The organism is Micromonospora phytophila (assembly GCF_023656545.1).
GTDB lineage: Bacteria > Actinomycetota > Actinomycetes > Mycobacteriales > Micromonosporaceae > Micromonospora > Micromonospora phytophila.
Genome location: NZ_JAMOKF010000012.1, coordinates 16,762 through 43,630 on the forward strand (window position 1 = coordinate 16,762; position 26,869 = coordinate 43,630).

27 protein-coding genes and 3 pseudogenes are annotated in these 26,869 nt (G+C 73.0%); 23 read left to right on the plus strand and 7 right to left on the minus strand.

All coding sequences use genetic code 11. The annotated features are described in order from the left end of the window. Nucleotides 1–28 precede the first annotated feature (28 nt). From sdhC to NCC78_RS03820, 3 genes are read left to right on the plus strand one after another with little or no spacing between them, the layout of a single operon-like run. Nucleotides 29–835 (plus strand): succinate dehydrogenase subunit SdhC, encoded by an 807-nt coding sequence (gene sdhC, locus NCC78_RS03810; protein WP_250791754.1) that lies wholly within the window; start codon nucleotides 29–31, stop codon nucleotides 833–835. Between the two features lie 12 nt (nucleotides 836–847). Continuing rightward, entirely contained in the window at nucleotides 848–2,782 is a 1,935-nt protein-coding gene (locus NCC78_RS03815) for a fumarate reductase/succinate dehydrogenase flavoprotein subunit (RefSeq protein ID WP_250791755.1), read from the plus strand. A gap of 3 nt (nucleotides 2,783–2,785) precedes the next feature. Next, nucleotides 2,786–3,880 (plus strand): succinate dehydrogenase/fumarate reductase iron-sulfur subunit, encoded by a 1,095-nt coding sequence (locus NCC78_RS03820; protein WP_250791756.1) that lies wholly within the window; start codon nucleotides 2,786–2,788, stop codon nucleotides 3,878–3,880. A gap of 75 nt (nucleotides 3,881–3,955) precedes the next feature. Here the strand turns inward: NCC78_RS03820 and NCC78_RS03825 are convergent, their stop codons facing one another. After that, a complete protein-coding gene (locus NCC78_RS03825) occupies nucleotides 3,956–4,396 on the minus strand; it encodes a (deoxy)nucleoside triphosphate pyrophosphohydrolase (protein WP_250791757.1) in 441 nt (146 codons plus the stop codon). Nucleotides 4,397–4,579: 183 nt separating this feature from the next. Between NCC78_RS03825 and NCC78_RS03830 the strand changes: the two genes are divergently transcribed. Both NCC78_RS03830 and NCC78_RS03835 read left to right on the plus strand, forming a co-directional pair. Next, nucleotides 4,580–4,885, plus strand: a complete 306-nt coding sequence (locus NCC78_RS03830) for a 4a-hydroxytetrahydrobiopterin dehydratase (protein WP_250791758.1) — start codon at nucleotides 4,580–4,582, stop codon at nucleotides 4,883–4,885. A gap of 348 nt (nucleotides 4,886–5,233) precedes the next feature. Next, entirely contained in the window at nucleotides 5,234–5,557 is a 324-nt protein-coding gene (locus NCC78_RS03835) for a hypothetical protein (protein ID WP_250791759.1), read from the plus strand. Nucleotides 5,558–5,736: 179 nt separating this feature from the next. Here the strand turns inward: NCC78_RS03835 and NCC78_RS03840 are convergent, their stop codons facing one another. After that, the gene (locus NCC78_RS03840) at nucleotides 5,737–6,162 is read right to left on the minus strand and encodes a VOC family protein (RefSeq protein WP_250791760.1); all 426 of its coding nucleotides are present in this window, start codon (nucleotides 6,160–6,162) and stop codon (nucleotides 5,737–5,739) included. A gap of 115 nt (nucleotides 6,163–6,277) precedes the next feature. On the opposite strand from NCC78_RS03840, the gene NCC78_RS03845 reads away from it, so the two are divergent. From NCC78_RS03845 to NCC78_RS03875, 7 genes are all read left to right on the plus strand, one after another. Then, nucleotides 6,278–7,159, plus strand: coding sequence for a LysR family transcriptional regulator (locus NCC78_RS03845; protein WP_250791781.1), 882 nt, complete (start codon nucleotides 6,278–6,280; stop codon nucleotides 7,157–7,159). Between the two features lie 155 nt (nucleotides 7,160–7,314). Next, the gene (locus tag NCC78_RS03850; protein ID WP_250791761.1) at nucleotides 7,315–8,058 is read left to right on the plus strand and encodes an SAM-dependent methyltransferase; all 744 of its coding nucleotides are present in this window, start codon (nucleotides 7,315–7,317) and stop codon (nucleotides 8,056–8,058) included. Nucleotides 8,059–8,099: 41 nt separating this feature from the next. Continuing rightward, a complete protein-coding gene (locus NCC78_RS03855; protein ID WP_250791762.1) occupies nucleotides 8,100–8,870 on the plus strand; it encodes a class I SAM-dependent methyltransferase in 771 nt (256 codons plus the stop codon). Between the two features lie 4 nt (nucleotides 8,871–8,874). Then, nucleotides 8,875–9,237 carry a PH domain-containing protein gene (locus tag NCC78_RS03860; protein ID WP_250791763.1) on the plus strand — a complete coding sequence of 121 codons (363 nt, stop codon included), beginning with the start codon at nucleotides 8,875–8,877 and terminating at the stop codon, nucleotides 9,235–9,237. A 385-nt stretch (nucleotides 9,238–9,622) separates the two neighbouring features. Beyond that, a complete protein-coding gene (locus NCC78_RS03865) occupies nucleotides 9,623–11,053 on the plus strand; it encodes an FAD-binding oxidoreductase (RefSeq protein WP_250791764.1) in 1,431 nt (476 codons plus the stop codon). An 87-nt stretch (nucleotides 11,054–11,140) separates the two neighbouring features. Next, nucleotides 11,141–11,461: an ArsR/SmtB family transcription factor gene (locus tag NCC78_RS03870; RefSeq protein WP_250791765.1), complete on the plus strand. Its 321-nt coding sequence runs from the start codon at nucleotides 11,141–11,143 to the stop codon at nucleotides 11,459–11,461. Then, a complete protein-coding gene (locus tag NCC78_RS03875) occupies nucleotides 11,458–11,934 on the plus strand; it encodes an SRPBCC family protein (protein WP_250791766.1) in 477 nt (158 codons plus the stop codon). Before NCC78_RS03870 ends, NCC78_RS03875 begins: the two co-directional genes overlap by 4 nt. Before the next feature lie 71 nt (nucleotides 11,935–12,005). Here the strand turns inward: NCC78_RS03875 and NCC78_RS03880 are convergent, their stop codons facing one another. Beyond that, entirely contained in the window at nucleotides 12,006–12,392 is a 387-nt protein-coding gene (locus NCC78_RS03880) for a hypothetical protein (RefSeq protein WP_250791767.1), read from the minus strand. A gap of 184 nt (nucleotides 12,393–12,576) precedes the next feature. Here NCC78_RS03880 and NCC78_RS03885 point away from each other — a divergent pair, with 184 nt between their 5' ends. The 4 genes from NCC78_RS03885 to NCC78_RS03900 all read left to right on the plus strand — a co-directional run bounded on the left by NCC78_RS03885 (nucleotide 12,577) and on the right by NCC78_RS03900 (nucleotide 15,492). After that, the gene (locus tag NCC78_RS03885) at nucleotides 12,577–13,101 is read left to right on the plus strand and encodes a GNAT family N-acetyltransferase (protein WP_250791768.1); all 525 of its coding nucleotides are present in this window, start codon (nucleotides 12,577–12,579) and stop codon (nucleotides 13,099–13,101) included. Nucleotides 13,102–13,145: 44 nt separating this feature from the next. Next, entirely contained in the window at nucleotides 13,146–13,631 is a 486-nt protein-coding gene (locus NCC78_RS03890) for a DUF1707 SHOCT-like domain-containing protein (protein WP_250791769.1), read from the plus strand. A gap of 142 nt (nucleotides 13,632–13,773) precedes the next feature. After that, nucleotides 13,774–14,517, plus strand: coding sequence for a class I SAM-dependent DNA methyltransferase (locus NCC78_RS03895; protein ID WP_250791770.1), 744 nt, complete (start codon nucleotides 13,774–13,776; stop codon nucleotides 14,515–14,517). Between the two features lie 666 nt (nucleotides 14,518–15,183). Next, on the plus strand, nucleotides 15,184–15,492 hold the full coding sequence (locus tag NCC78_RS03900) for a hypothetical protein (RefSeq protein WP_250791771.1): 309 nt from the start codon (nucleotides 15,184–15,186) through the stop codon (nucleotides 15,490–15,492). A gap of 187 nt (nucleotides 15,493–15,679) precedes the next feature. On the opposite strand, the gene ychF is transcribed toward NCC78_RS03900, so the two are convergent. After that, nucleotides 15,680–16,765, minus strand: a complete 1,086-nt coding sequence (gene ychF, locus NCC78_RS03905; protein WP_250791772.1) for a redox-regulated ATPase YchF — start codon at nucleotides 16,763–16,765, stop codon at nucleotides 15,680–15,682. A gap of 142 nt (nucleotides 16,766–16,907) precedes the next feature. Between ychF and NCC78_RS03910 the strand changes: the two genes are divergently transcribed. Further along, nucleotides 16,908–17,468 carry an exonuclease gene (locus NCC78_RS03910; protein ID WP_250791773.1) on the plus strand — a complete coding sequence of 187 codons (561 nt, stop codon included), beginning with the start codon at nucleotides 16,908–16,910 and terminating at the stop codon, nucleotides 17,466–17,468. Nucleotide 17,469: 1 nt separating this feature from the next. On the opposite strand, the gene NCC78_RS03915 is transcribed toward NCC78_RS03910, so the two are convergent. Together NCC78_RS03915 and NCC78_RS03920 are read right to left on the minus strand one after the other, a co-directional pair. Further along, complete coding sequence (locus NCC78_RS03915) at nucleotides 17,470–18,204, minus strand: Type 1 glutamine amidotransferase-like domain-containing protein (RefSeq protein ID WP_250791774.1); 735 nt, start codon at nucleotides 18,202–18,204, stop codon at nucleotides 17,470–17,472. A 163-nt stretch (nucleotides 18,205–18,367) separates the two neighbouring features. After that, complete coding sequence (locus NCC78_RS03920; RefSeq protein WP_250791775.1) at nucleotides 18,368–18,871, minus strand: MarR family winged helix-turn-helix transcriptional regulator; 504 nt, start codon at nucleotides 18,869–18,871, stop codon at nucleotides 18,368–18,370. A gap of 94 nt (nucleotides 18,872–18,965) precedes the next feature. On the opposite strand from NCC78_RS03920, the pseudogene NCC78_RS03925 reads away from it, so the two are divergent. Then, nucleotides 18,966–19,733, plus strand: a pseudogene (locus NCC78_RS03925) (EamA family transporter); the annotation flags it as partial. A gap of 179 nt (nucleotides 19,734–19,912) precedes the next feature. Here NCC78_RS03925 and NCC78_RS03930 read toward each other — a convergent pair. Continuing rightward, nucleotides 19,913–20,395, minus strand: coding sequence for a hypothetical protein (locus NCC78_RS03930; RefSeq protein ID WP_250791776.1), 483 nt, complete (start codon nucleotides 20,393–20,395; stop codon nucleotides 19,913–19,915). A gap of 219 nt (nucleotides 20,396–20,614) precedes the next feature. Between NCC78_RS03930 and NCC78_RS03935 the strand changes: the two are divergent. The 5 genes and pseudogenes from NCC78_RS03935 to NCC78_RS03950 all read left to right on the plus strand — a co-directional run. Then, nucleotides 20,615–21,649, plus strand: a pseudogene (locus NCC78_RS03935) (bifunctional transcriptional activator/DNA repair enzyme AdaA); the annotation flags it as partial. 105 nt (nucleotides 21,650–21,754) lie between these two features. Continuing rightward, nucleotides 21,755–22,132: pseudogene (locus NCC78_RS32395) on the plus strand (DNA-3-methyladenine glycosylase family protein); the annotation flags it as partial. Beyond that, entirely contained in the window at nucleotides 22,129–22,641 is a 513-nt protein-coding gene (locus NCC78_RS03940) for a methylated-DNA--[protein]-cysteine S-methyltransferase (protein WP_250791778.1), read from the plus strand. The pseudogene NCC78_RS32395 and the gene NCC78_RS03940, both read left to right, overlap by 4 nt. A gap of 37 nt (nucleotides 22,642–22,678) precedes the next feature. Beyond that, entirely contained in the window at nucleotides 22,679–24,529 is a 1,851-nt protein-coding gene (locus tag NCC78_RS03945) for an ABC transporter ATP-binding protein (RefSeq protein ID WP_250791779.1), read from the plus strand. Then, entirely contained in the window at nucleotides 24,526–26,394 is a 1,869-nt protein-coding gene (locus NCC78_RS03950) for an ABC transporter ATP-binding protein (protein WP_250791780.1), read from the plus strand. The genes NCC78_RS03945 and NCC78_RS03950 overlap by 4 nt, the downstream gene beginning before the upstream one ends. Nucleotides 26,395–26,869: the final 475 nt, after the last annotated feature.

The window sequence follows — 26,869 nt, forward strand, 5'->3', positions numbered from 1 at the left end:
CCAGGGCCCCGTCAGGGAGACGACTCGAATGACATCACCGGCAACGAAGCCGCGGAGGGCGCGGGATCGCGCCGCCATCGCGGCGAAGACGTTGCGTACCGACCGCTGGTGGCTCGCCCCACTGCTCACCGTCGTCGGGCTCGGCGCGTGGGTCGCGTACGCGACGGTCCGGGTCTTCATGCACAAGTGGTACTGGGTCGAGGACTTCCACTACCTGACCCCGTTCTACTCCCCGTGCGTCACCGACCGGTGCGTCGAGGGCGCCGCGCACTTCGGCCGGTTCCTCCCCGGCTGGTGGATCGTCCCGGACGCCGCGCTGACCCTGCCGTTCCTGCTGCTGTTCCGCCTCACCTGCTACTACTACCGCAAGGCGTACTACCGGTCGTTCTGGCTCTCGCCGCCGGCCTGCGCGGTGCCGGACGGGCACAAGGCGTACAGCGGGGAGACCCGCTTCCCGCTGCTCGGCCAGAACCTGCACCGCTACTTCTTCTACGCCGCCGCGATCATCTCGCTGATCAACACCTGGGACGCGATCCTGGCCTTCCACTCCCCGAAGGGCTTCGGGTTCGGGCTGGGCAACATCATCCTGCTGCTCAACGTGGTGATGCTCTGGGCGTACACCATTTCCTGCCACTCCTGCCGGCACATCATCGGCGGGCGGCTCAAGCACTTCTCGAAGGCTCCGATGCGCTACAAGGCCTGGACCTTCGTCTCCGCCCTGAACGTCCGGCACATGCAGCTCGCCTGGATCACCCTCGGCACCCTGGCCCTGACGGACTTCTACGTCATGGCGGTCGCGGCCGGCTGGTTCAACGACCTGCGGTTCATCAACTAGAGGGCCCCTGACATGACCACTACCACCACGCGAATCGAACGACACCACTACGACGTCGTCGTGATCGGGGCCGGCGGCGCCGGGCTGCGCGCGGCGATCGAGGCCCGGCTCGCCGGCAAGAAGACCGCGATCATCTCCAAGTCGCTCTTCGGCAAGGCGCACACGGTGATGGCCGAGGGCGGCGCCGCCGCCGCGATGGGGAACGTGAACAGCCGGGACAACTGGCAGGTGCACTTCCGCGACACGATGCGCGGCGGCAAGTTCCTCAACAACTTCCGGATGGCCGAGCTGCACGCGAAGGAGTCGCCGCAGCGGATCTGGGAGCTGGAGACGTACGGCGCGCTCTTCGACCGCACCGGAGACGGGAAGATCTCGCAGCGCAACTTCGGTGGCCACGAGTACCCGCGGCTGGCGCACGTCGGCGACCGGACCGGCCTGGAGCTGATCCGCACCCTCCAGCAGAAGATCGTCTCGCTCCAGCAGGAGGACAAGCGCGACCACGGCGACTACGAGGCCCGGATCAAGGTCTTCTCCGAGACCACGATCACCGAGCTGCTGCTCGACGGAGACCGGATCGCCGGCGCGTTCGGCTACTACCGCGAGTCCGGCGAGTTCATCCTCTTCGAGGCGCCGGCCGTGGTGCTGGCCACCGGCGGCGTCGGCCGCTCCTACAAGGTCACCTCGAACTCCTGGGAGTACACCGGGGACGGGCACGCGCTGGCGCTGCGGGCCGGCGCGACGCTGATCAACATGGAGTTCCTCCAGTTCCACCCGACCGGCATGGTCTGGCCGCCCTCGGTGAAGGGCATCCTGGTCACCGAGTCGGTGCGCGGCGACGGCGGCGTGCTGAAGAACTCCGAGGGCAAGCGGTTCATGTTCGACTACGTCCCCGACGTCTTCCGCAAGCAGTACGCGGAGACCGAGGAGGAGGCGGACCGCTGGTACACCGACCCGGACAACAACCGGCGCCCGCCGGAGCTGCTGCCCCGCGACGAGGTGGCCCGGGCGATCAACAGCGAGGTCAAGGCCGGGCGGGGATCCCCCGCCGGCGGCGTCTTCCTGGACATCGCCAGCCGGCGCTCGGCCGACGAGATCCGCCGGCGCCTGCCGTCGATGTACCACCAGTTCAAGGAGCTGGCCGACGTCGACATCACCGCCGAGGCGATGGAGGTCGGGCCGACCTGCCACTACGTGATGGGCGGCGTCGAGGTGGACCCGGACTCGGGTGCCGCCTTCGGCCACGTGCGCGGGCTCTTCGCCGCCGGCGAGGTCTCCGGCGGCATGCACGGCTCCAACCGGCTCGGCGGCAACTCGCTGTCGGACCTGCTGGTCTTCGGCAAGCGGGCGGGCGGCCACGCGGCCAGCTACGCCGACGGCCTGCCGGCGCGGCCGAAGGTGGCCGTGGACGCGGTGGAGGCCGCGGTGGAGACCGCCCTCGCCCCGTTGCAGCGGGACACCGGCGAGAACCCGTACACCCTCCAGCAGGACCTCCAGGCGGTGATGGGAGATCTGGTCGGGATCATCCGGCGGCAGGGCGAGCTTGAGGAGGCCTTGAGCAGGCTGGCGGAGCTGCGCGAGCGGGTGGCGAAGGTGAGCGCGGCCGGCGGCCGGCGTTACAACCCGGGCTGGCACCTGGCGCTGGACCTGCGCAACATGCTGGTGGTCTCCGAATGCACCGCGAAGGCGGCACTGGAGCGGCAGGAGTCGCGCGGCGGTCACACCCGGGAGGACTTCCCGGCGATGGACCCGAAGTGGCGCCGGGTCAACCTGGTCTGCTCGCTGGAGGGCGACACCGTACGCCTGGCGCGCAAGCCGCTGCCGAAGATCCGAGCGGAGCTGGTCGGGCTCTTCGACCGTGCCGAGCTGGCGAAGTACCTGACCGACGAGGAACTGGCCGAGTTCGAAGCCCTCGTCGCCGACGACGCCGACGCCGAGAAGGAGCGCTGACGAATGGCCAACGAGACCTCTCCGGCCGGCAAGCCGGCCGCGAAGCGCCAGTTCCGGATCTGGCGGGGTGACGAGAGCGGCGGCGACCTGCAGGACTACGCGGTCGAGGTGAACGAGGGCGAGGTGGTCCTCGACGTCATCCACCGCCTCCAGGCCACCGACGCCCCCGACCTGGCGTGCCGGTGGAACTGCAAGGCCGGCAAGTGCGGCTCCTGCTCGATGGAGATCAACGGCAAGCCGCGGCTGAGCTGCATGACCCGGATGTCGACCTTCGAGGAGGACGAGACGGTCACGGTCACCCCGCTGCGCACCTTCCCGGTCATCCGGGACCTGGTCACCGACGTCTCCTTCAACTACGAGAAGGCCCGGGAGACCCCGGCGTTCGCGCCCCCGCCCGATCTGGCTCCGGGCGACTACCGGATGCAGCAGGTCGACGTCGAGCGCTCGCAGGAGTTCCGCAAGTGCATCGAGTGCTTCCTGTGCCAGACCGTCTGCCACGTGATCCGCGACCACGAGGAGAACAAGCAGGCCTTCGCCGGTCCCCGGTTCTTCATCCGGGCCGCCGAGCTGGACATGCACCCGCTGGACGTGAAGACCGACCGCAGGGAGTACGCGCAGGCCGAGCAGGGTCTCGGCCTCTGCAACATCACCAAGTGCTGCACCGAGGTCTGCCCTGAGCACATCAAGATCACGGACAACGGGATCATCCCCATGAAGGAGCGGGTCGTCGACCGCAGGTACGATCCCCTCGTGTGGCTTGGTAGCAAGATCTTCCGGAGGGGTCAGGTGCCTCAGACCAGCGTGACCAGCGGTCACTCCAGCGGTGCTGTGCACGCCAGTGGAGGGCACGGCGGCGTGCACTCGCACGCGGGTGGCTCGCACGACCCACAGGCCGAGGCGCAGGCGCAGGGCGGCGTCAACTGGAACCGCGAGGTGCCGCACCCGACGGCGCCGGCGGTCGACACCCGCGGCAGGCTGCCGCTGACGGAGCTCACCTTCGACCGCGCGGCGGCGCCCTCGCCGTTCGGCGACGACGTGACCTTCCCGATGCCCCCGGAACACCTCAACTTCGCCCACCCGGAGCAGGACAAGCACTGAGAGCGCGAACGAGAACGGGGGCCACGGCGAATGCCGTCGGCCCCCGTTCCGTTTCGGTCCGCCCGTTCGCTGGGATCAGCGGGGGGCAAGAAGGGGACGGAGGGCGGCGACGATGGGGGCGTCGGCGGGGAGCCAGGTGACGCTGTCGAGTTCGGCGGCGGAGAGCCACCGCAGCGCCGAGTGCTCGAGGGCCTGCGGCTGGTCGCCGTGCAGCAGGCGGGCCGCGTACACCTTGAGCACGGAGCGGCCGTGGGCCATCCGCACGTTGCGGCCGACGCGGTCGCCCACCGCGACACGGATGCCGAGTTCCTCGGCGCACTCGCGGGCCAGCGCGGCGGTCTCGCTCTCACCGGGCTCGACCTTGCCGCCGGGAAACTCCCACATGCCCGCCACCTCGGGAGGCGCGGAGCGGGCGCAGGCGAGCACCCGCCCGTCCTCGATGATCGCCGCTCCGACGACGACCTTCAGGTCCCGTCGTTCGGCCTGCCCGCCGCCGTTAGCCCGTTCGGTCCGCACGGGCGTCCAGCGTGCCAGATCTATCGGCGGTTTGGGTACCGTGGCCGTCCGTCAGGGCAGGAGAACCCGGAAGTGTGGGCGTGGACACACCCCCGGTGCGACGACAGACTAGAGGGCACCGACAAGACACGGGACGGCGACGATTTGGCCACAAGCCGGCAACGGCGCCTGGGAGGTGCGGTGATGCGCGTGCTGTTCAACGGCCGGGCGAAGCATGACTACCTCAGTGACGCTCTCACCCTGCTGACGGGTTGGATCCGGGAGGGTGAGCAGATCCGGCGCACCCTCGTGATCGACGACACCCAGCACGCGGCCCTCACCGAGCGGGTGAAGGTGGTCGCCGACGCGCTGCGCGTACGCCCCGAGATCAGCCGCCGCGCCGACCACACCCAGATCCGCGTCGGGCACGGCAACGCCCCGCTGACCGAGGGCGAGGTCCTGCTGGCCGCCCGCATCGAGGACGCGTACCGCGCCGTAACGGGTTCCTGAACATCTGCGCCGTCACGGGTGCCGCAACAGCTGCGCCGCCGGACAGCGGTCCGGCCGTCGGGCTGCGCGCCGGGCTGCGAGCCGCGCGCCAGGGCGGGCGTCAGCGCGGTCGGTGGCCTTTGGAACCGGGCGCACTGCTGGGGCGGTGTGCGCGGCGACCCGGTGAGCGCGGTGCGCTCGGGTCTGCCGCCCGGTGAACGCCGGGTCACCGCCGGTCGACCGCGCCTGGGAAGAACCTGAGAGTTCGGTGGTTTCCTGAGAACGGGTGGGGGTACAGATTCGGCGCGGGAGCAGACAACAGGCCCGCAATGGACCGAACCTCTGATAACGCACCTTTCAGGAGCTGACATGACTTCGCCCACCACCAATCGGCTGACCGACCACGGCGACCACCACACCGACCACGACGTCCGGACCCTCCACCGGCACGGCGACGAGACCAAGCCGTCGTGGAAGACCACCGAGCTGGCCGTCTACCTGCTCTCGGTCATCGGCGTGCTGATCGCCTCCAACGCCGTCGGTGACGGCGCCGCCAACAACGGCGGCGACTACTTCGCCGCCGACAAGGCCTGGTGGTTCATCACCCTGCTGACCATCGGTTACCTGATCAGCCGGGGCCTGGCCAAGTCCGGCAGCCGCAGCCGCGACAACGACCCGCGCACCAGCCGGTAAACCCCCCGCAGCACTCGAGCCCCGTCGACCGCATCCGCAGATGCGGCGGCGGGGCTCCGTGCTGCGGCTCGGCCGTGCCCCGCCGACCACCCGCCGCTGACCGGTGGGGTGGCGGCGCCGGGCGGCCCACCTCGGCCGGCCCCCAGGGTGCACCGGGTGCGCATGCGTGGCCCGGCCGCTCAGCCGTCGGCGTCCTGCGGGTACCAGCGCAGCTCCACGGAGTTCCCGTCCGGGTCGCGTACGTAGACCGAGGTGGCGCTGCCCCGCGCACCGAAGCGGCCCACCGGCCCCTCCAGGACGGTGAAGATCCCCGAGTCGATCACCTGCTGCCAGTCGAGCGGCTCGACGACCAGGCAGAAGTGGTCCACGTTGGCGCCGCCCCGGTCGCGGTGGACCAGGTCGATGATGGTCTCGGCGGTGACCCGCACCGACGGGAACGGCACCCGGCCGGCGCGCCACTCGTCGACGCGTACCGGGGTCAGGCCGAGCAGGCCGCAGTAGAAATCCAGCGCGCGCTCGACGTCGGCGACGTTGAGCACGAGGTGGTCGAAGCCCCTCACGCGCAGCCGGGTGTCGGTGGTGGCGGGGTGGTCGGTGACGGTCATCGGGGTGCCCTTTCGTGAGCGCTTGTGCTGCTCTCACGATCCGCCGGTGGGCGACGCCGACCAAGCCGGGATCACACTACGATCGTTGAGCCGGATTCAACGACGGGACGGGTACGTGCTGGAACGCCACGAGCTGGAGACCTTCCTGACCCTCGCCGAGGAACTGCACTTCGGCCGTACGGCGGAGCGCCTGCGGGTCACCACCGGGCGGATCAGTCACGTGGTCAAGAAGCTGGAACGCCGGATCGGCGCACCGCTGTTCGCGCGTACCAGCCGGGTCGTCCAGCTCACCCCCATCGGCCGGCAGCTCGCCGACGACCTGGCGCCGCTGGTCGCCGGCATGGACGAGGCGGTACGCCGGGCCGTCGAGGCGGGACGCGGGGTCTCCGGTCACCTGCGGGTCGCCTTCCTCGGCGAGTGGACCGCGCCGGTGCTGCTGAAGGCGGTCGCCCTGTTCGGGCAGCGGCACCCGGAGTGCCAGGTCGACGTGCACGAGGTGCAGCTCTTCAACTCCCGGCCGAGCCTCGTCGACGGCTCGATCGACATCCTCATGGCCGCGTACCCCTTCGACGGGATGGCCTGCGGGCCGGCGCTGCTGGAGGAGGACCGGGTGCTCGCGGTGGCCGCCGGGCACCCGCTCGCCCGGGAGGAGTCGGTCTCCCTGGAGGTCCTCGCCGACCACCCGGTGGTCCAGTACCCGGCGGTGACCTCGGCGGAGTTCAAGCGCGACCGCACCCCGGAGCACACCCCGTCCGGGCGGCCGGTGCCGAAGGGGCCGGCGGGCAACACCTTCTCCGAGATGCTGACGCTGGTCGCGATGGGCCGGGGTGTGTTGCCGGTGGGCGAGCACACCCGGCGCTACTACCCCCGCCCCGACGTGGCCTACGTGCCGATCCGCGACGCGCCGCCGATCCGCCGGGGCCTGGTCTGGCGGGAGAGCAACACCACGGTGCGGGTCCGCGAGTTCGTCCGCGCCGCGACCGACGCCAACACCTGAGACGTACGCCGGACGCGGAAGCCAGGCCACCGGAAGCGGACGGCAAGGCGGCGCGACGGCAAGGCGGCGCGACGGCGGGACGGCAAGCGGCGGGGCGGCGGGACGGCGTACCAAAAGGCCTTGCGTCGATGATCGGTGGTTGTCAGCATCCACGGATGCCCCCTACCGACGACCCATTGTCCCGCCGTTACGCCCGCATGCGGTGGAACACGCCGTTGTCGGAGGAGCACGCCGAACTGCTCCTGCGGCGGCTCGACATCCAGGCCGGTGCGCGCGTGCTCGATCTCGGCTGTGGGTGGGGTGAGCTGTTGCTCCGAGCGGTTGCCGCCGGCGGTGTGGACGGTACGCACGCGACGACGGGCGTCGGTGTCGACACGGACTCAGCGGCGCTGGAGCGGGGCCGGGCGCTGGCCGCCGACCGGGGGTTGGACCAGCACGTCACCCTGGTGCAGGGGGAGTCGGCGGCGTGGGGTGAGCCGGCCGACCGAGTCCTCTGCGTCGGCGCCGCGCACGCCTTCGGCGGCGCCGCCGGCGCCCTCGACGCGCTCGGCGGGTTCGTTCGGCCCGGCGGGCGGCTGCTGTTCGGTGACGCGTTCTGGGAGCGTCCACCCACTCCCGAAGCGCTGGCGATCTTCGGGGACGAGGTGCCGACCCTCGGGGAGCTCACGGAGCACGCCCGCGACCGGGGCTGGCGGGTGCTGCACCTCAGCACCGCCGACCAGCGGGAATGGGATGACTTCGAGTCCACGTGGCTGGCGGGCCGGCAGGAGTGGCTGCTGGAGCATCCGGGTGACGCGCGCGCGGCGGCGCTCCGCGAGGAACTCGACACCCGGTTGCGGGACTACGTCACCGCCTATCGCGGGATACTCGGGCTCGCCTACCTCGTGCTCGGTCGTTGACTTTCTACGGCCCCACCGGGGCACGCCGACAACATGCGTCGATGCGACACGGGGAGTTCCACCATCCACGGCTGGTGCGGGTCTACGACGCCGAGTGCCCCTGGGGCCCCGACGACGACTTCTTCCTCGCGGTGGTGAACGAGACTCCGGCCGCCCGCGTCCTCGACCTGGGATGCGGGACCGGGCGGCTGACGCTGGCCCTCGCGGCGGCCGGTCACACCGTCACCGGCGTCGACCCGGCCGGCCCGTCCCTGGCCGCCGCCCGGGCCAAGCCGGGCGCCGGGCGGGTGCGGTGGATCGAGGGCACCTCGGCCGTGCTTCCGGACCGGTCGTTCGACGTGGCGGTGATGACCAGCCACGTGGCGCAGTTCCTCGTGGCCGACGCCGACTGGGCGCGGGCCCTGGCCGACCTGCGCCGGGCGCTGGTGCCCGGCGGTCGGCTGGTCTTCGACTCCCGTGACCCGGCGGACCGGCGGTGGGAGCGCTGGAACCCGGTCTTCTCGCGGCGGTGGATCCCGCTGCCGGACGGCGGCGTGGTCCGGGCGTGGACCGAGGTGACCGCCGTCGAGGGCGGCCACACCGTCAGCTTCACCCACCACTACCTCTTCGACGACGGCGAGGAGCTGCTCAGCTCGGCCACCCTGCGCTTCCGCACCGAGGACGAGCTGCGTGCCTCGCTGCGGTCGGCCGGTTTCACCGTCGCCCGGATCGACGGCGGTTGGCGCGGGGAGCCGGTCGGGCGGGGCGACGGCGAGCTCCTCGTCCTCGCCAACGCCGATGATCTTGCGGTTGGCGCGTCCGCCCTACCGTGAAGGCATGGCGAACGCGACGTACGACCGCAAGGAGCAGTTCCAGCAGATCCAGAGTGGCCTGCTCGACGGCGAACAGATCATCGCCGTCTACGACGCCGTCGGCACCGGCACCGGGTTCATCGGCCTCACCGACCGGCGCGTGATCATCCAGGACCGCTCGTTCGTCGGCAAGCGGTACGCCATCACGAGCATCCCGTACTCGAAGATCACCAGCGTGAGCGTGGTCAGCAACAAGTCGTGGGGCGGCTCGTTCTTCTCCACCGGCGCGATCGCCGTCCACGTCGGCACGCACACCTACGAGGTGGAGTTCCGTGGCGCCCAGAAGAGCCACCACGTGCACAACGTGATCCTGCACTACATCAGCTGAGCTGGTCGGCGCGGTCGAGCAGGGCGCGGCGCTCCGCCCCGGCGTGGGCCGCGGCGGCCCGCCGGAACAGCTCGGCCGCCCGGTCACGGTCGCCCTGGCGGGCGACGAGTTCGGCCTCCGCCGCGACGGCGAGCGGGTAGGCGTCCAGCGCCCCGCCGGCGCGGGCCGCGGCGAGCAGGGCCAGCCCCGCCGCCGGCCTGGGCGAGCCCGGCAGACTGATCGACTCGATGTTCAGGACATCGGGGGGTCCACGTCGGATGGAGGGGCCGATGTCACGGACATCGAGTGGATCATCGCTTCCTCCGGGAGCGGAGTGCCGCCACTCCCCCGGCCCACCCGGCGTTAGGGGTAGGACGGGACGACGAGCACCGGGAGGCGGCGCACCATGGCCGAGACGCAGCTTCGTACGCTCTCCGGCCAGGTCGGGATCGTGGCCGGGACCGACGTGGCGGCGCTGCGGGACCGGCTCCGCGGCACCCTCGTCGGCCCCGAGGATCCGGGCTACGACGACGCCCGCGCGGTGTGGAACGGCCTGGTCGACCGGCGGCCCGGACTCGTCCTGCGCTGCGCCGGCACCGCCGACGTGATCCTGGCCGTGACCTTCGCCCGCGAGCACGACCTCGTGGTGACCGTCCGCGGCGGCGGGCACAACACCGGCGGCAGCGCCGTCGCCGACGACGCCCTGATGATCGACCTGTCGGCGATGAAGGGCGTACGCGTCGACCCGGGCCGGCGGACGGTCCGGGCCGAGGGCGGCGTCACCGTCGGCGAGCTCGACCACGAGACGCAGGCGTTCGGGCTGGCCGTCCCGATGGGGGTGATCAGCCGGATCGGCATCGCCGGGCTGACCCTCGGCGGCGGGTTCGGCTGGCTGCGCCGCCGCTACGGGCTCTGCTGCGACAACCTCGTCGGCGCGGACGTGGTGACGTCGGCCGGGACGCTGGTCCGGGCCGGCACCGACGGCGATGCCGACCTGCTGTGGGGGCTGCGCGGCGGCGGCGGGAACTTCGGAGTGGTGACCTCGTTCGACTTCCAGGCGCACCCGGTCGGGCCCGACGTCTACTTCGCGTACGTGCTGCACCGGGGCGAGGACGCGCGGGCGGCGCTGCGGTTCTACCGCGACTGGGCGCGCGGCGCCCCCGACGAGGTCGCTGCCATCGCGACCCTGTGGCACAACCCGGAACAGGACGAGGTGCCCGAGGCGGAGCAGGGCAGACCAGGGCTGGCCTTCATGGCGATGCACTGCGGGGACCCGGCGGCCGGCGCGGAGGCGCTCCGCGGGCTGCGGGACTTCGGCGCTCCGCTGGCCGACCTCAGCGCCGTCCAGCCGTACCTGGCGGCGCAGCGCCTCTTCGACGCCGACTACGCGGCCGGCGAGATGCGCGGCTACTGGAAGTCCCGCTACCTGGACGCGCTCACCGACGAGGCCGTCGACGCGATAGTGACGCTCAACGAGGCCAGCCCGTCCACGCAGTCCAACCTCGACGTGTGGCAGCTCGGCGGACGGTACGCCCGGTTCACGCCGGACGACGCCGCGTACGGGGACCGCTCGGCGGCGTACCTGATCGGCATCGAGGGCAAGTGGACCGATCCCGGCGTCGACGGCGACGGCATCGCCTGGGGGCGGCGGGTCTTCGACGTGCTCGCACCGTTCTCCACCCGGGCCGAGTACGTCAACTTCCCCGGCCTGTACGAGGACAACCCCGCCCTGGTCCGGGCCGCGTTCGGTGGCAACCTCGACCGGCTACGAGCCTTGAAGAAGCGGTACGACCCGGACAACATGTTCCGGTTCAACCACAACATTCCGCCGGACTGAGCGGGACGGCTGGACTCCGCACGATTTCGCCCTTGCCCGCCGCCGTACGCCTTGACTCCGCCATCGGAAAGCCTAGACTTACCGTTCGTGGCCACTTACCAAGGGCGGATGCTCGAAGCCCTCGGCGACCCGACCCGGCGGACCATCTTCGAACTCCTCGGCGCCGGTCCGCGCTCGGTCGCCGAGATCGCGGGCGACCTCCCGGTCAGCCGACCCGCCGTCTCACAGCACCTCAAGGTGCTCAGGGACGCCGGGCTCGTGGCGTCGACGGCCATGGGCACGCGCCGCATCTACGCCGTCGACCCGCAGGGCCTGGCAGCGATCCGCGGCTACTTCGACCAGTTCTGGAACCAGGCCCTGGCGGCGTTCGCGCAGGCCGCCGAGAACCCACCGGAGGAGAAGACATGACATCACACACCACCGACCAGGACACCGCCGTACGCAGCAGCATCCACGTCACCGCCACCCCCGAGCACGCCTTCGAGGTCTTCACCAACGGCATCGACCGGTGGTGGCCCCGCGCCCACCACGTCCAGCCCGGCGAGCTGCGGCAGGTCGGCCTCGACCCGCACGTCGGCGGCCGGATGTGGGAGGAGAACGACGCCGGAGAGGTCTGCGCCTGGGGCCGCGTCCTCACCTGGGAGCCGCCCCGCGCCTTCGCCTTCTCCTGGCTGATCGGCCCCGACTGGAAGCCCCCGGCGGCGGACGCGGTGGGCAGCCGGGTCACCGTCACCTTCACCCCGACCGACACCGGCACTCGGGTCGACCTGGTGCACGACCAGCTCGACGCCCACGGGCCCGGCTGGGAGGGCGTGCGTGACGCCGTCGGCAGCGACGGCGGTTGGCCGGGCAGCCTCCGCGACTTCGCCGACGCGCTCTGACCCTCCTGTGCGGGGTGCGGGGTGCGGGGTGCCCGGTCACGGGCACCCCGTGCCGCCTGCTCACCGTGCGGTCACGGCGCCGGCGGACACCAGGCCGCGGACGACAGTGCCCCCACCACCGGCAGGCCGGCAGCCAGGAACACCGCCGCGGCGAGCAGCCACGGCCACCACCGTCCGCCCCGGTGCATCCGCCTGAGGGCGAGGCCGAAGCAGAGCGCCCCGGCCACCCCCGCGGCACAGGCGACGACCCAGACGAACGTCCCGTTGTCGGGCCCCCACTCGCCGGACTCCCGGGCACACCGGCCCGGATTGGTGATCTCGGGGCTGAACCACAGGAGCAGCCAGCCGTACAACAGCAGCACCGGTCCGGCGACGGCCGCACTCAGCACCGTCACCACGACCCGCAGCCATCCGGCCGTACTCGTGCCGGTGGCTTCGTCGGCACGGCGGTCCGTCATGGCGACACTGTCGCACCCGGGCCCACGATCCGACAGCCCCCGACCAGCCCGGGCACGACCCGGCCCGCCGCCGTCAGGTGGCTCCGACGACCGACACCACCGCCGCGACCGCCCTGGCATCCATGCCTCGACCGGTGCCAGCGCGGGTCGGTCAGGCATCGACGTGGGGCGGTAGCGTCACCGCATGCCCGAACTGATCGCGCCCACCGTCCGGCTGCACGCCGCCTGGCTCGAGGCGCGTGACGATTGGGGTCCCGGCGCTCATGAGGACGGTTTCGGGCTGCGGCCCTTCGACGAGGTGGACTCGCCTGCCGGGTTCGCGGCCTGGGTGGCCCGGTTGTCCGACGAGTCGGACCGGACACGTCCGCTGGCCGCCGGCCAGGTGCACTGCACCTACCGATGGATCGTCGAGGGTGACGAGGTGCTCGGCGGGATCGCGCTGCGGCACGCGCTCAACGACTTCCTGCTGCGGGTCGGCGGCCACATCGGCTACGGCATCCGGCCGTCCGCCCGGCGGCGGGGTCTGGCCACCTGGGCCCTGGGCCGGATGCTCGGTGAGGCACGGGCGCTCGGCCTGGAGAGGGTGCTGGTCACCTGCGAGGTGGACAACATCGCCTCGGCGAAGACGATCGAACACCACGGCGGCGAACTCGAGGACGTCCGGGACACCGAACTCGGACCCGCACGGCGGTACTGGATCACGCTCTAGCCCAGCGACGTGGCTGTCCGGCGTGGCTGCCCTACCATCGGCCGGTGACCAACCCCGAGGACCTCGTCCACGACGTGGACGGATCCGCTCCCGACCTGAGAATCGGCGCACCGGAGCGCGAGGCCGCGCGCGAGGCTCTCGAGGAGCATCTCGACGCCGAGCGGCTGGAGCCTGCCGAGTACGAGCAGCGGTGGGCGGCGTGCCAGGCGGCGCGCACCCAGGCCGAACTGCTGCGGGCCTTCTGCGACCTACCCGCTCCCCATCCCGAGCTCCCCGGGTCGCCAGGCCCGTCGACGGACGCTGACGAGGACGTCCCGCCACTCGTCGGGGCGGTCTGTCTGGCGCTGCTGCTGGGCCTGCCGGTGGCGGTCGTCCTCGGCTTCGTCTATGGCGCGTGGTGGGGCCTCGCCGTGCCGGTGGCCTTGAGCGTGGCGCTGGTCTACATCGAGCACCTGCGCACCCGCCCTGGCGCCGATGACGCGTCCGGCCGCGCCCCGGGTGCCCCCCGGAACGCGGACACACCGTCCTGACCTGCGGGGAACACCAGCGTCAGACCTTGCAGCGGAACCAGGGGCCGCTGTCCGATGGCGTGACCCAGCCTGCCCGGTCGACGCACGCCCCCGTTCGTAAATGGGTGGCGCGAGCCGCCGGGAGGCGAGCAGGCTCGTGCCCGTGACGAGCAGCGACCTGTGGGACGAGGACACCGCGGAGCGGTACGACGACCTCTCGGCCAACATGTTCGCACCCGAAGTGCTCGATCCCGCCGTGGACTTCCTCGCACGGCTGGCGGGTTCCGGCCCCGCGCTGGAGCTCGCGATCGGCACGGGTCGGGTGGCGATCCCGCTCACCGGCCGAGGCATTCCCGTGACCGGGATCGAGCTGTCGCAGCCGATGGTCGACCGGCTGCGTCGCAAGGTGCCCGCGGAGGACCTGCCGGTCGTCATCGGTGACATGGCCACGACGACGGTCCCCGGCCAGTTCTCGCTCGTGTACGTCGTGTGGAACAGCATCGGCAACCTGTGCACCCAGGACGAGCAGGTGCAGTGCTTCCGCAACGCTGCCCGGCACCTGTCGCCGGGGGGCCGCTTCGTCGTCGAACTGTGGGTGCCGGGCATCCGGCGGTTCCCCCCGGGGCAGTCGGCGGTGCCGTTCGAGGTGACCGACCGGCACGTCGGCTTCGACACCTACGACATGGTCACGCAGCAGGGGACCTCTCACCACTACCGGCGGCTGGACGACGGGAGCACGCGCTACGGCTACAGCAACTTCCGCTACATCTGGCCCGCCGAGTGCGACCTCATGGCGCGGCTGGCCGGCCTGACGCTGGAGCAGCGCGTGGCGGACTGGGCCGGGGCGCCCTTCACGACCGACAGCGAGAGCCACGTGTCGGTCTGGCGCAAGGGCCCGACTGCCTGACCTGCGGGAAGCCCCCTGTGTGCCCCACACTGCCAGGAGCTGGCGAAGGAAGGTCAGCCTCGTCCGGCGCTGCTCAACGGTTCCGCTGAGGTACGCGATCGTCCGGCCGGGTGCATCGCCTTGGCTACCCGCTTGGCTACTCAAGTCGTCGGCCCCAGGCTCGACCCCCGTCGGGCCTCAAGCTCACCTCTACTCGGGCAGTCTGGCGCCGCGCCGTGGTGACCCTTGTCCACTCTCTACCGCCATCCCGAAGCGCCGCCGACACCGTGCTGGCCGGTCTCGACCGGGGCACCGGATCGGCCGGCGCGTCCCTATGCTGCGGCAGTGCACGCGCATGCTCCAATCATCGGTTCCTCCCGGACGGCGCTGGTCGGGCTTGTGCTCGCCGCCCTGACACTCACTGCCTGCGGGCCGCCGTCCCCGACGCCGGGCACCGGGTCCACCGCCACCGCCGGCTCAAAATGGCAGGATGTTTCAGGCACACCGGCTCCGGCCGATACGTCCGGCCCCGCCATTCGCTGCAGATGGTTCGGCCCCGCCGGTCAGTACGACCCCACCTACTGCCAACGAGTAGTGGACGACGAGCTGGGCCGCAGCAACCTCAGCTCGAGGCAGCGAGCTGAGGCACAGACCGCAGCCGAGGCCGTCCGCGCGGCGCTGGACCGGATGAGGTTTGACTGTGCCCGGCCGGTCACCGAGGAGTGCGTGGCGGAGCAGGCCCGCCGGCGGATGTTTCCGGCCACGGACAGCCCGGAGCAGATGGCCGACCAGATCCGGCAGGTGCTCACCACCGCCGGCTTCACCGACATCGTCGTACGACCCGCCGGGCCAGCGGATCCGGCGCCACGGCACGGCATCGTGTACGCCGTACCGGCTGGCGCCGTTTGCGTGGTGGGCTACCTTGACGCAGGCGGCCGGGGCGGCGGGCAGCAGCAAGTGGTCGGCACCTTGCCGGGCGGCCAGTGCCTCGCCTGAACAGCCGTTCAACGACGAGACGTCGCATCCATCGATCGGACACGCCCTCGGACCTTGGTACCTACGGCCACCTGATGCCGGACTCGAAGGAACGCACCCGCCGCGCGGTCGATGACGCGTGGGGCTGCGCCCCCGGTGTGCCCCAAAGCGACGACCCAACGGGCTGACCTGCGGGAACGGGCCGTAATCAGACGTTGAAGCGGAACTCCACGACGTCGCCGTCCTGCATGACGTACTCCTTGCCCTCGATCCGGACCTTGCCGGCGGCCTTCGCCGCCGCCATCGATCCGGCCGCGACCAGGTCGCCGTAGGAGACCACCTCGGCCTTGATGAAGCCGCGCTGGAAGTCCGAGTGGATGACCCCGGCGGCCTCCGGCGCGGTCGCGCCGACCGGGACGGTCCAGGCCCGCGCCTCCTTGGGCCCGGCGGTGAGGTACGTCTGGAGCCCGAGCGTGCGGAAGCCGACCCGGACGAGCTGGTTCAGGCCGGGCTCGTTCTGCCCGATCGACTCCAACAGCTCGCGGGCCTCCTCCTCGGGGAGGTCCACCAGCTCGGATTCGATCTTGGCGTCCATGAAGACGGCTTCGGCCGGGGCGACCAGGGCGCGCAGCTCGTCGAGGAACTCCGCGTTGCCCAGCTCGGCCTCGTCGACGTTGAAGACGTAGAGGAACGGCTTGGTGGTGAGCAGGTGCAGCTCGCGCAGGTGCTCCAGCTCGATCCCCGCGCCGGCTGCCCCCGAGTAGAGGGTGACGCCGGTGTCGAGCAGGTCGACGGCCTTCTTGGCGGCGGTCACGGCGGCGGCCCGGTCCTTGCGGAGCTTGGCCTCCTTCTCCAGCCGCGGCAGCGCCTTCTCCAGGGTCTGGAGGTCGGCCAGGATCAGCTCGGTGTTGATCGTCTCGATGTCGTCGGCCGGGGAGACCTTGCCGTCGACGTGCACCACGTTCGGGTCGGAGAAGGCGCGCACCACCTGGCAGATCGCCGAGGCGTCGCGGATGTTCGCCAGGAAGGCGTTGCCCCGACCCTGCCCCTTGGAGGCGCCGCGCACCAGGCCGGCGATGTCGACGAACGACACCGGCGCGGGCAACACCTTCTGGGAGCTGAAGATCTCGGCGAGCTCGCCCAGCCGCTCGTCCGGCAGCCCGACGACGCCGACGTTGGGCTCGATCGTGGCGAACGGGTAGTTCGCCGCGAGCACGTCGTTCTTGGTCAGCGCGTTGAACAGGGTGCTCTTGCCGACGTTGGGCAGGCCGACGATCCCGATGGTGAGACTCACGACGAGCCAGCTTACGCCGGTGCCCCACGCTTCCGGTCAGGCAGGCCGGTGTGTGGTCGCCGGAGTCGTAAAAACGGTCGCCGGGGACGGACGGGGCGTTGCTAACCTGCCCCGACCGACGCCAGCGACCCGAGGAGGCGAGATGAGCCGGCTGCCCGAGCTGTACGTCGCGGTCGACGTGGAGGCGGACGGGCCGATCCCCGGGCCGTACAGCATGATCTCGCTCGGCATGGCGGTCGCCGGCCACCCGGAGCTGGCCTTCTACACCGAGCTGAAGCCGATCTCCGACGAGTTCGTGCCGGCCGCGCTCGCGGTCTCCGGGCTCGACCGGAACCGGCTGCTGCGGGAGGCACCCACCGCCGAGGAGGCGATGGGTGCCGCCGCGAAGTGGGTCGATGGGCTGCGGAAGGTCGGCCGGCCGGTGTTCCTGGCCGCCCCGGCCGTCTGGGACGGCATGTTCGTGCACTGGTACTTCACCCGGTTCACCGGCCACAGCCCGTTCGGTGCCACCGGGTCCGGCGTCGACCTGCGCAGTTACTGGATGGGGCTGACCGGCTGCGAGTGGGCGCAGACCCACAAGGGCACGATCAAGCACGAGCTGGGTCTGACCGGCGTGCCGCACACGCACCACGCCGGCGAGGACGCCGCCGAGCTGGCCCAGGTCTTCGACGCCGTGCGCCGGCACCGACCACCGGCGCGCTGACTCAGCCGAGCAGGCGCGGCGCGATCGGGGTCTCCCGCACGCTGCCGTCCGGACCCCGGCTGACCTCGTACGCCGAGACGCCCTCGCGGTCCGCGACCGCCTCGACCAGCCGGGTTCCCCGGTAGAGCAGCCCGGTGCCGTCGTCGGTGCAGTGCGCGGTCGGCAACGTCCCGTCGCCGACGAGCCGATGCATCAGCGGCCGGCGCTGCGCCTCGCTGTCGTAGTGCACCCCGTTGCCGTGCGGCAGCCAGCCCAGCCCGTCGGTGAAGCCGCGCAGGGTGGTGCCGAAGCTGTCCGTGGCGCCGCCGGTGTGCCAGCAGATCGAGCCGGCGGAGACCCCGCCGAGCACCACGCCCGCCTCCCAGCACTCGCGCAGGATGTCGCCGAGGCCGTGCACCCCCCAGACCGCGATCAGGTTGGCCACGCTGCCGCCGCCCACCCAGACGACGTCCTGGGCGAGCAGGTGGTCCCGGATGTCGTCGACGTTCGGCATCGGGAAGAGCGCCAGGTGGGTCATCCGGAACCGGCTGCCGGCGAACGCCTCGTAGACCCGGGCCAGCGTGGTCGGCTGGTCGCCCTCGGCCTGGTTGAGGAAGCAGATCCGCGGCTCGGGCCCGGCGCCGGCCAGCTCGGCGGCGAGGTCGAAGACGGGGTTGACCCGGCGCGGCCCGCCGTCGCGGCGCGGGGCGTAGATGCCCATGCTGGTGGCGAGGATGGTCGGTTCGCTGGCGGGCACAGTCGTCCTTCCGTCGGGGTCCGGCCCGCCCATCCTGCCCGAGGCGCCACCCGCGACCACCGCCGGCCACGGTCACGGTCGCCCGACGAGGTGGTCGGCAGGGGCTGTCCGCGAGGCTCGGTCGCGGTTCAGGCCACCGTCGTCGGCGCGGTCCGCGGTCGCCTCACCGCGCCCGGTCGGTCACCGCGGCGAGCAGCGTACGCAGCAGGTCGGCGAGGCGGTCCTGGTCCTCGGGGGGCAGCGCGTCGAGCATCCTGCGCTGCACGGCCAGCCCGGCCTCGGCGGCCTCCTCGACCAGTTCCCGGCCGGCCGGGGTCAGCGTGACCTGGAGTGCGCGCCGGTCCGCCGGGTCGGGCGAGCGGCGCAGCAGACCGGCCCGCTCCAACCGGTCCAGCCGCCCGGTCATCCCGCCGGAGGTGAGCATCAGCGACGCGGCGAGCGCCTTCGGCGCCAGGGTGTACGGCTCGCCGGCGCGACGCAGGGCGGCGAGCACGTCGAACTCCCCCCGGCTGATCGACCAGCGCGCGTAGGTGCGTTCCTGCTGGTCCCCGACCACCCGGGCCAGCCGGTAGATCCGGCCGAACACGGCCATCGGCTCGGGCCGCATGTCCGGCCGCTCCCGCTGCCACTGCTCGACGATGCCGTCCACGTCGTCCCGCTCGGTCACCTCCGAATTGTGCCGCACCTCGCATTTCCACTTCGCTCGACGTCAAGTAGCTTACCTCTAAGCTACTTGCGCCCAAGCTATTCGAGGAGGGGCGATGGACCGCCGCCGGGTCGACATCCTGCTCACCGCCGCCGCACCGACCGCCTGGGGCACGACGTACCTGGTCACCAGCGAGCTGCTGCCGCCCGACCGACCGCTCTGGTCCGGCGTGATCCGGGCCCTCCCCGCCGGCCTGCTGCTGCTCACGCTGACCCGGCACCGCCCGCACGGTGCCTGGTGGTGGCGCTCGCTCGTGCTCGGAGCGCTGAACATCGGGGCGTTCTTCCCGCTGCTCTTCCACGCCGCGTACCACCTGCCCGGCGGTGCGGCCGCGGTGCTCGGCGCCACCCAGCCGCTGCTGGTGGCGGGGTTGACCGTGCTGGTGCTCGGCGAGCGGCCCCGACGCCGGTCGCTGGCGGCCGCCCTCGCCGCGCTGGTCGGGGTCAGCCTGGTGGTGCTGCGCCCGGGCGCCGGGCTCGACCCGGTGGGCGTTGCGGCGGGGCTGACCGCCACCGCCGCGATGGGCACCGGGCTGGTGCTGACCCGCCGCTGGGGACGCCCGCCCGGCGTCGGGACGCTGACCGCCACCGGCTGGCAGCTCACCGCGGGCGGGTTGATGGTGGTGCCGCTGGCCCTGCTCGTCGAGGGCCCACCGCCCACGCCCGACCTGCCCGCGCTGGCCGGCTACGCCTGGCTGACCCTGGCCGGCACGGCCCTGGCGTACGCGTTGTGGTTCCGGGGCGCCGCCCGGCTGCCGGTCACCCAGGTCTCCCTGCTCGGCGCGCTCAGCCCGCTCACCGCCGCCGCGCTCGGCTGGGCGGCGCTCGGCCAGGCGATGACGGGTTGGCAGCTCGCCGGCTTCGCCCTGGCGGTCGGCGCGACCGTGGCAGGGCAACTGCCGCCGCGCCGCCCGGCGGATCGGTCGCGTGCACAATCCGGCCGGTCGCGGGGACCGGTCGGTCGGTCCCTCCGGTCGACCGGTGAGCCCCGCGGGCCGGTGGGTCAGTCGCGGGGGCCGGGCTGGCGCGGGATGACCGGCTCGACCCGCAGGGTGCCGGGTGCCAGCTCGCCGGCGGCGGCCAGCGGCAGGGTGAACCGGGCCTCGGCGGCCGGGCCGGCCGCGTACGACTCGCGGAGCATCCAGCGCACCTCGTCGGCCGTCCAGCCCAGCCCGCCCCGGCCGGCGATCTCGCGGACCAGGCGCAGCGCGACCCGGGTGTCGTCGTCGTAGAACCGCATGCACCAGTGGTGCACCCACATGCCGAGCGCGCGGAGGCCGTCGGCGTCGAGGGAGCGGACGAGCCGGCCGCAGGCGGTGTCGCCGAAGGCCCGCCCCGGGTCACCGGCCCGGTCCCGCTCAATCGCGCCGACCGCGGCCGGGGCGACCGCGCGCATCCGGTCGTAGAAGCCCTGCACCACGGCGCCGTCCAGCGGGGGGTGCCCGTCCCGTGTCGACGCCGCTTCCCGACCCGCCACGCTCGCCATCGCCGCGCCCCTTCTTGAGTTGGTGCCGGGACGGTACCGGCCACTACCGACACTTTCCGACCCGGAAATCCCGTCCCGGCCCGGCCGTGCAGCGTCGCGCGTGTCGGTGACAGCAGACGGGGGTGCGTGGGGGGACGAGGGCGAACGGGCCCGGCCGTCCGCACGCCCACGTCCGATTCCCGCGAGCCCAGCGCCGCGAGCAGGAGCATCATCGGTGTCGTGGAGTTGGACTTCGAACGGTGCTACCGGGCGGTCGACAGCCGAGACCAGCGCTTCGACGGCTGGTTCTACACCGGCGTGACCTCGACCGGGATCTACTGCCGGCCGTCCTGCCCGGCGATGACGCCGAAGCGGCAGAACGTCCGGTTCTTCCCCTCGGCCGCCGCGGCCCAGGGGGCCGGGCTGCGCGCCTGCCGCCGCTGCCGCCCCGACGCCGCCCCCGGCTCGCCGCAGTGGGACGTCCGCGCCGACGTGGTCGGTCGGGCGATGCGGCTGATCGCCGACGGGGTGGTCGACCGGGACGGCATCCCCGGGCTGGCCGCCCGGCTCGGCTACACCGAGCGGCACCTGCACCGGATGCTGCGGGCCGAGATGGGCGCCGGCCCGCTCGCGCTGGCCCGGGCGCAGCGCGCGCAGACCGCCCGCACCCTGATCGAGACCACCGGCCTGGGCATGGCCGAGATCGCGTTCGCCGCGGGCTTCGGCAGCGTCCGGCAGTTCAACGACACCGTCCGCGAGGTGTACGGGGTGCCCCCGTCCGAACTGCGTACCGCCCGGGGCCGGCACTCCGCGCCGGGCGGGGCCGGCACGATCACCCTGCGGCTGGCGTACCGCCCGCCGCTGCACGCGGCGGCGCTGCTGGACTTCCTGGCGCTGCGCGCGCTGCCCGGCGTGGAGCAGGTCGGCGACGGGACGTACCGCCGGGGGTTGCGGCTGCCGCACGGCGCGGGCGAGGTGGCGCTGACCCCCACGACGGGACACGTGGCCGCGACCCTGCGCCTGGCCGACATGCGCGACCTGGCCCCGGCGGTGGCCCGCTGCCGCCGCCTGCTCGACCTCGACGCCGACCCGGAGGCGATCGACGGCACCCTGGCCGGCGACCCGGCACTCGCCGGTGCCGTCGCCGCCGAACCGGGCATCCGCCTGCCGAGGGCGGTCGACGGCTTCGAGATGGCCCTGCGCGCCATCGTCGGCCAGCAGGTCTCCGTCCGCTCCGCCCGCACCACCCTCACCCGCCTCCTCTCCCACCTCCCCCACCCACCCACCCCCCAACCCAAGTCCGTCGATCATGAGGTTGACGGCGACCTGGATCTCCAGGACCACCGCCAACCTCATGATCGACCGGAGCACCCGGCGGCGCTGCGGGGGTTTCCCAGTGCGGGGGAGGTTCTGGGGGTGGTGGATGAGGGGTTCGGGATGCCGGTGGGGCGACGGGAGACCATCCGGGGGTTGGCGCGGGCGGTGGCCGACGGTTCGCTGGACCTGGAGCCGGGCGGGGACCGGGAGGAGACCGTCCGGCGGCTGCTGGCGCTCCCCGGGATCGGGGCCTGGACCGCGGGTTACGTCGCCATGCGCGCCCTCGGCGACCCGGACGTCCTGCTCCCCACCGACCTCGCGGTACGCCGGGGCGCCGCCGCCCTCGACCTGCCCGCCGACCCGAAGACCCTCGACGCGTACGCCGACCGCTGGCGCCCCTGGCGCTCCTACGCGGTGATCCGACTCTGGAGAGCAGCATGAGCATGAACGACAGCACCGTCATCGACACCCCCGCCGGGCCGCTCAGCATCGTGGCCGGGCCGGACGGGGCGGTCCGGGCGGCCGGCTTCACCCCCGCACCGGAGACCCTGCTGCCCCTGGTGCACCCCGGGCTGCGGGCCCCATTGCGGCACCGGGCCGACCTCGGCCCGGTCAGCGTCGCCGTCGCGTCCTACCTGGACGGCGACCTCACCGCGATCGACGCGGTGCCGGTGGAGCAGCACACCGGGGGCGTGTTCATGGCGCACGCCTGGCAGGTGCTGCGCGAGGTGAAGCCGGGCGAGCCGGTGACGTACACCGGGTTCGCCGGGCTCGCCGGCCGCCCCGCCGCCGTACGCGCCGCCGCGGCGGCCTGCGCCCGCAACGCCGCCGCCCTCTTCGTCCCCTGCCACCGGGTGCTGCGCACCGACGGGACGCTCGGCGGCTACCGCTGGGGGCTGGACGTGAAGAAGTGGCTTCTCGGTCATGAGCGGCGGTTGACAACAAGCTGACACCGGTTCCGCTCCCATTTGACGCTACCGTCGGGTAGTGCCTGCGGAGAGCGACGGCAACCCGGCCCCCAGGGTCGGCCGACATCCGCTGCACAGCCTCTGGCGGTTGCGCCACTACCTGCGCCCGCACGCCACCGAGTTCGGCTGCCTGCTGGTCGCCGGGCTGGCCGCCACCGCGGCGAGCATCGCCGTGCCACTGGTGGCGCAGCGGGTGGTGGACGGCCCGGTCGCCCGGCAGGACCCGGCGGGGCTGTTCCGGCTCGCCGGGCTGGCCCTGCTGCTCGGCCTGGTCGAGGCGCTGCTGATCTTCATCCGGCGCTGGGTGCAGTCGTCCTCCTCGATGCGGATCGAGGCGGCCATCCGCGACGACGTCTACGCCCACCTGCAACGGCTCCCGGCCAGCTTCCACGACCGGTGGCAGTCCGGCCAGCTGCTCTCCCGGATCACCAGCGACCTGTCGGTGATCCGCCGGTTCCTCTCCTTCGGCCTCTTCTTCCTGGTGCTCAACCTGGTCACCTACCTGGTCGTGGTGGTGCTGCTGATCCGGCTGCACCCCGCGCTGGGGCTGCTGGTGGCGGCGAGCGCGATCCCGCTGTTTTTGATCACCCGCCGCTTCGCCCGGCGCTACCACGCCGCGTCCCGGCGGATGCAGGACCAGCAGGGCGACGTGGCCACGCTGGTCGAGGAGACCGCGCAGGGGCTGCGCACGATGAAGGCGTACGGGCGGGGGCCGGAGCTGGCCGCCCGCTTCGCCGGTGGCGCCCGGGCGCTGCACGACACCGGGGTCGGCAAGGGCCAGCTGCTGGCCCGCACCTCCGCCCAGCTCGACCTGGTGCCCAACCTGACCCTGGGCGTCGTGCTGGTGGCCGGGGCCGCGGCCGCCGCCGGCGGGGTGCTGACCATCGGCGAGCTGGTCGCCTTCGTCAGCCTCCAGCTCATGCTGATCTGGCCGGTGCAGTCGCTGGGCTGGATCATCGCGAACGGGCAGGAGGCGGCGACCGCCGCCGACCGGGTCCGGGAGGTGCTGGACACCCCACCGGCCATCGTGGACGCCCCGGCCGCCATCAGCCTGTCCCGGGCCGAGGTGCGCGGCCGGCTCCGGTTCGAGCGGGTCTCGTTCCGCTACCCGGGGGCCGCGACACCGGTGCTGCGGGAGGTCGACCTGACCGTCGAGCCGGGCGAGACCCTGGCTCTGGTCGGGGCGACGGGCTGCGGCAAGAGCACCCTGCTCTCCCTGGTGCCCCGGCTGCACGAGGCCAGCGGCGGGCGGATCACCCTCGACGGGCACGACCTGCGGGACCTGCGGCTGGCCTCGCTGCGCCGGCTGGTCGGGGTGGCCTTCGAGGAGCCGACGCTGTTCTCCATGTCGGTCCGGGAGAACCTCACCCTGGGCCGCCCCGACGCCGGCGAGGACGAGGTCCGCGCGGCCCTCGCGCTGGCTCAGGCGGACTTCGCGTACGAGCTGCCGTGGGGGTTGGCCACCCGGGTGGGCGAGCAGGGGCTGTCGCTCTCCGGCGGGCAGCGGCAGCGGCTGGCGCTGGCCCGGGCGGTGCTCGGCCGGCCGGCGCTACTGGTGCTGGACGACCCGCTGTCCGCCCTCGACGTGCACACCGAGGCGCTCGTGGAGGCCGCGCTGAAGCGCGTGCTGCGGGACACCACCGCGCTGCTGGTGGTGCACCGTCCCTCCACGATCGCCCTCGCCGACCGGGTGGCACTGCTGGAGGGGGGCCGGATCACCGCCGTCGGCCGGCACTCCGAGCTGCTCGCCACCGTGCCGGCGTACCGGGCGGTGCTCTCGGCGGAACCGACGCCCGCCCCGGACGACCCGGTGCCGCCCGTCGGGCGCGACGAGCCCGCACCCGGCGGTCGTGGCCTGGTGCGGTCGTGACCGACCGCGCCGCGCATCCGACCGGGGCGGACCTGACCCGGTGGCGCGGGATCGCCACCGACCCGGACGCCGACCGCAGCCGGGCCGAGGACACCGCACCGGAGGCGGTGGCCCGGCTCCGGACCCGCAGCCGGGTGCTGCTGCGGGACCTGCTGCGCCCGCACCGGGGCCGGCTCGGGATGGCCGTCGCGCTGCTGCTCGGCCAGAACGCGGCGGCGATGGCCGGGCCGTACCTGGTGATGCTCGGCATCGACCGGGCCATCGCGCCACTGCGCTCCGGCCGGACCGGGCCGCTGGCGGCGGTCGCCGCCGCGTTCGCCGCCGCCGCCGTCGTGGAGTACGCCGCCCGCCGGGGCTTCCTCACCCTCTCCGCCCGGATCGGCCAGGCCGTCCTGCTCGACCTGCGCCAGCGGGTGTACGGGCACTTCCTGCGCCTGCCGGTGGCGTTCCACGAGCGGTACACCTCCGGCCGGATGGTCTCCCGACTCACCAGCGACCTGGACTCGATCGGCGAGCTGGTCGGCGGCGGCATCGACGGCTTGGTGCTGGCCGTGCTGTCGATCCTGTCGGTGGCCGGCATCCTGCTCTGGCTGGACCTGCCGCTGGCCGCGGTGACCCTGCTCGCGTTCCCCTTCCTGTTCTGGTTGTCCCGCTGGTTCGCCCGGGCGTCGGCCGACGCGTGGCGGCGCAACCGGGAGGCGATCGCGCTGGTCATCGTCCACTTCGTGGAGTCGATGCGGGGCATCCGCGCGGTGCAGGCGTTCCGGCGGGAGCCCCGCAACCAGCGGATCTTCGCCGCCGTCAGCGACGACTACCGGCGGACCAGCCTGCACGCGTTCCGGCTGATCGCCACGTACTCGCCGGGGATCAAGGTGATCGGCAACGTCACCGTGGCGGTCGTGCTCTGCTACGGCGGCTGGCGGGTGCTGGGCGGGGCCACCGAGATCGGGGTGCTCGCCGCGTTCCTGCTCTACCTGCGGCGGTTCTTCGAGCCGATGCAGGAGCTGAGCCAGTTCTACAACTCGTTGCAGTCGGCGACGGCGGCGCTGGAGAAGCTCGCCGGGGTCCTCGACGAACGCCCGGCGGTGGCCGAACCCGCGCGTCCCGTGCCGCTGCCCACCGGCCCGGGCCACGGCGCGGTGGCGTTCCGGGGGGTGCGGTTCGGCTACCGTCCGGACGCGCCGATCCTGACCGACCTGGACCTCGCCGTGCCGGCCGGGCAGACGGTCGCGCTGATCGGGCCGACCGGGGCCGGTAAGTCCACCATCGCCAAGCTGCTCGCCCGGTTCCACGACCCGGTCGCCGGAACGGTCACCCTCGACGGGGTCGACCTGCGCGACGTCGCCGACGCGGAGCTGCGCCGCGCGCTGGTGCTGGTGACCCAGGAGACCCACCTCTTCGGCGGCACGGTGGCGGAGAACATCCGGTTCGGCCGCCCCGGCGCCGACGACGCCGCCGTCGAGGCCGCCGCCCGGGCGATCGGCGCGCACGACTTCATCGCCGCCCTCCCCGACGGGTACGCCACCCAGGTGCACCGCCGCGGCGGGCGGCTCTCGGCGGGGCAGCGGCAGCTCGTCGCGTTCGCCCGGGCGTTCCTGGCCGACCCGACCGTGCTGATCCTGGACGAGGCGACCTCCTCGCTCGACGTGCCCACCGAGCGGCTGGTGCAGCACGCGCTCGGCACCATCCTGCGCGAGCGCACCGCGCTGGTGATCGCGCACCGGCTCTCCACGGTGGAGATCGCCGACCGGGTGCTGGTCCTCGACGGCGGCCGGATCGTCGAGGACGGCCCACCCGCGCAGCTCGCCGCCGTCGACGGCCGGTACGCCGCCCTGCACCGACAGTGGCGCGACTCCCTCGCCTGAAAGTGGTCGGCAACCACGTCGGACACCTGGCGTCGTCGGTTCCGCAACCACGTCGGACACCTCGCCTCGTCGGGCCCGCAACCACGTCGGACACCTCCCGTCGTCGGGCCCGCAACCACGTCGACACCTGGCGCCGTGGGATGCCCATCCGCCCGGCGACCCGCCCCGGCGGGCGCGTCGCGGACGGCCGCCACCGGACCGGCGGGAACCCGTGGTGAGCGCCTTTCCCCTAGACTCCTCCGGGTCCGTCGGGGCAGCCGTCGGCCGGGGTGTTCCGGCCGAGTGGGCGCCCGGTCAGGACCACGTGGCACAGGGGGGTTGCGGATGCGTATCCGACGACGGGTGGTGGTGGCCGGGGTGGTCGCCGCCTGTGCGGTGGGCGCGGCGGCGGTCGCGGTGGCGCCGTCACCGGGCGACGGCGGTCGGACGCCGGCCGCCGCGACAGCGCCCGGCACGTCGACGGGTGGCGCGGACG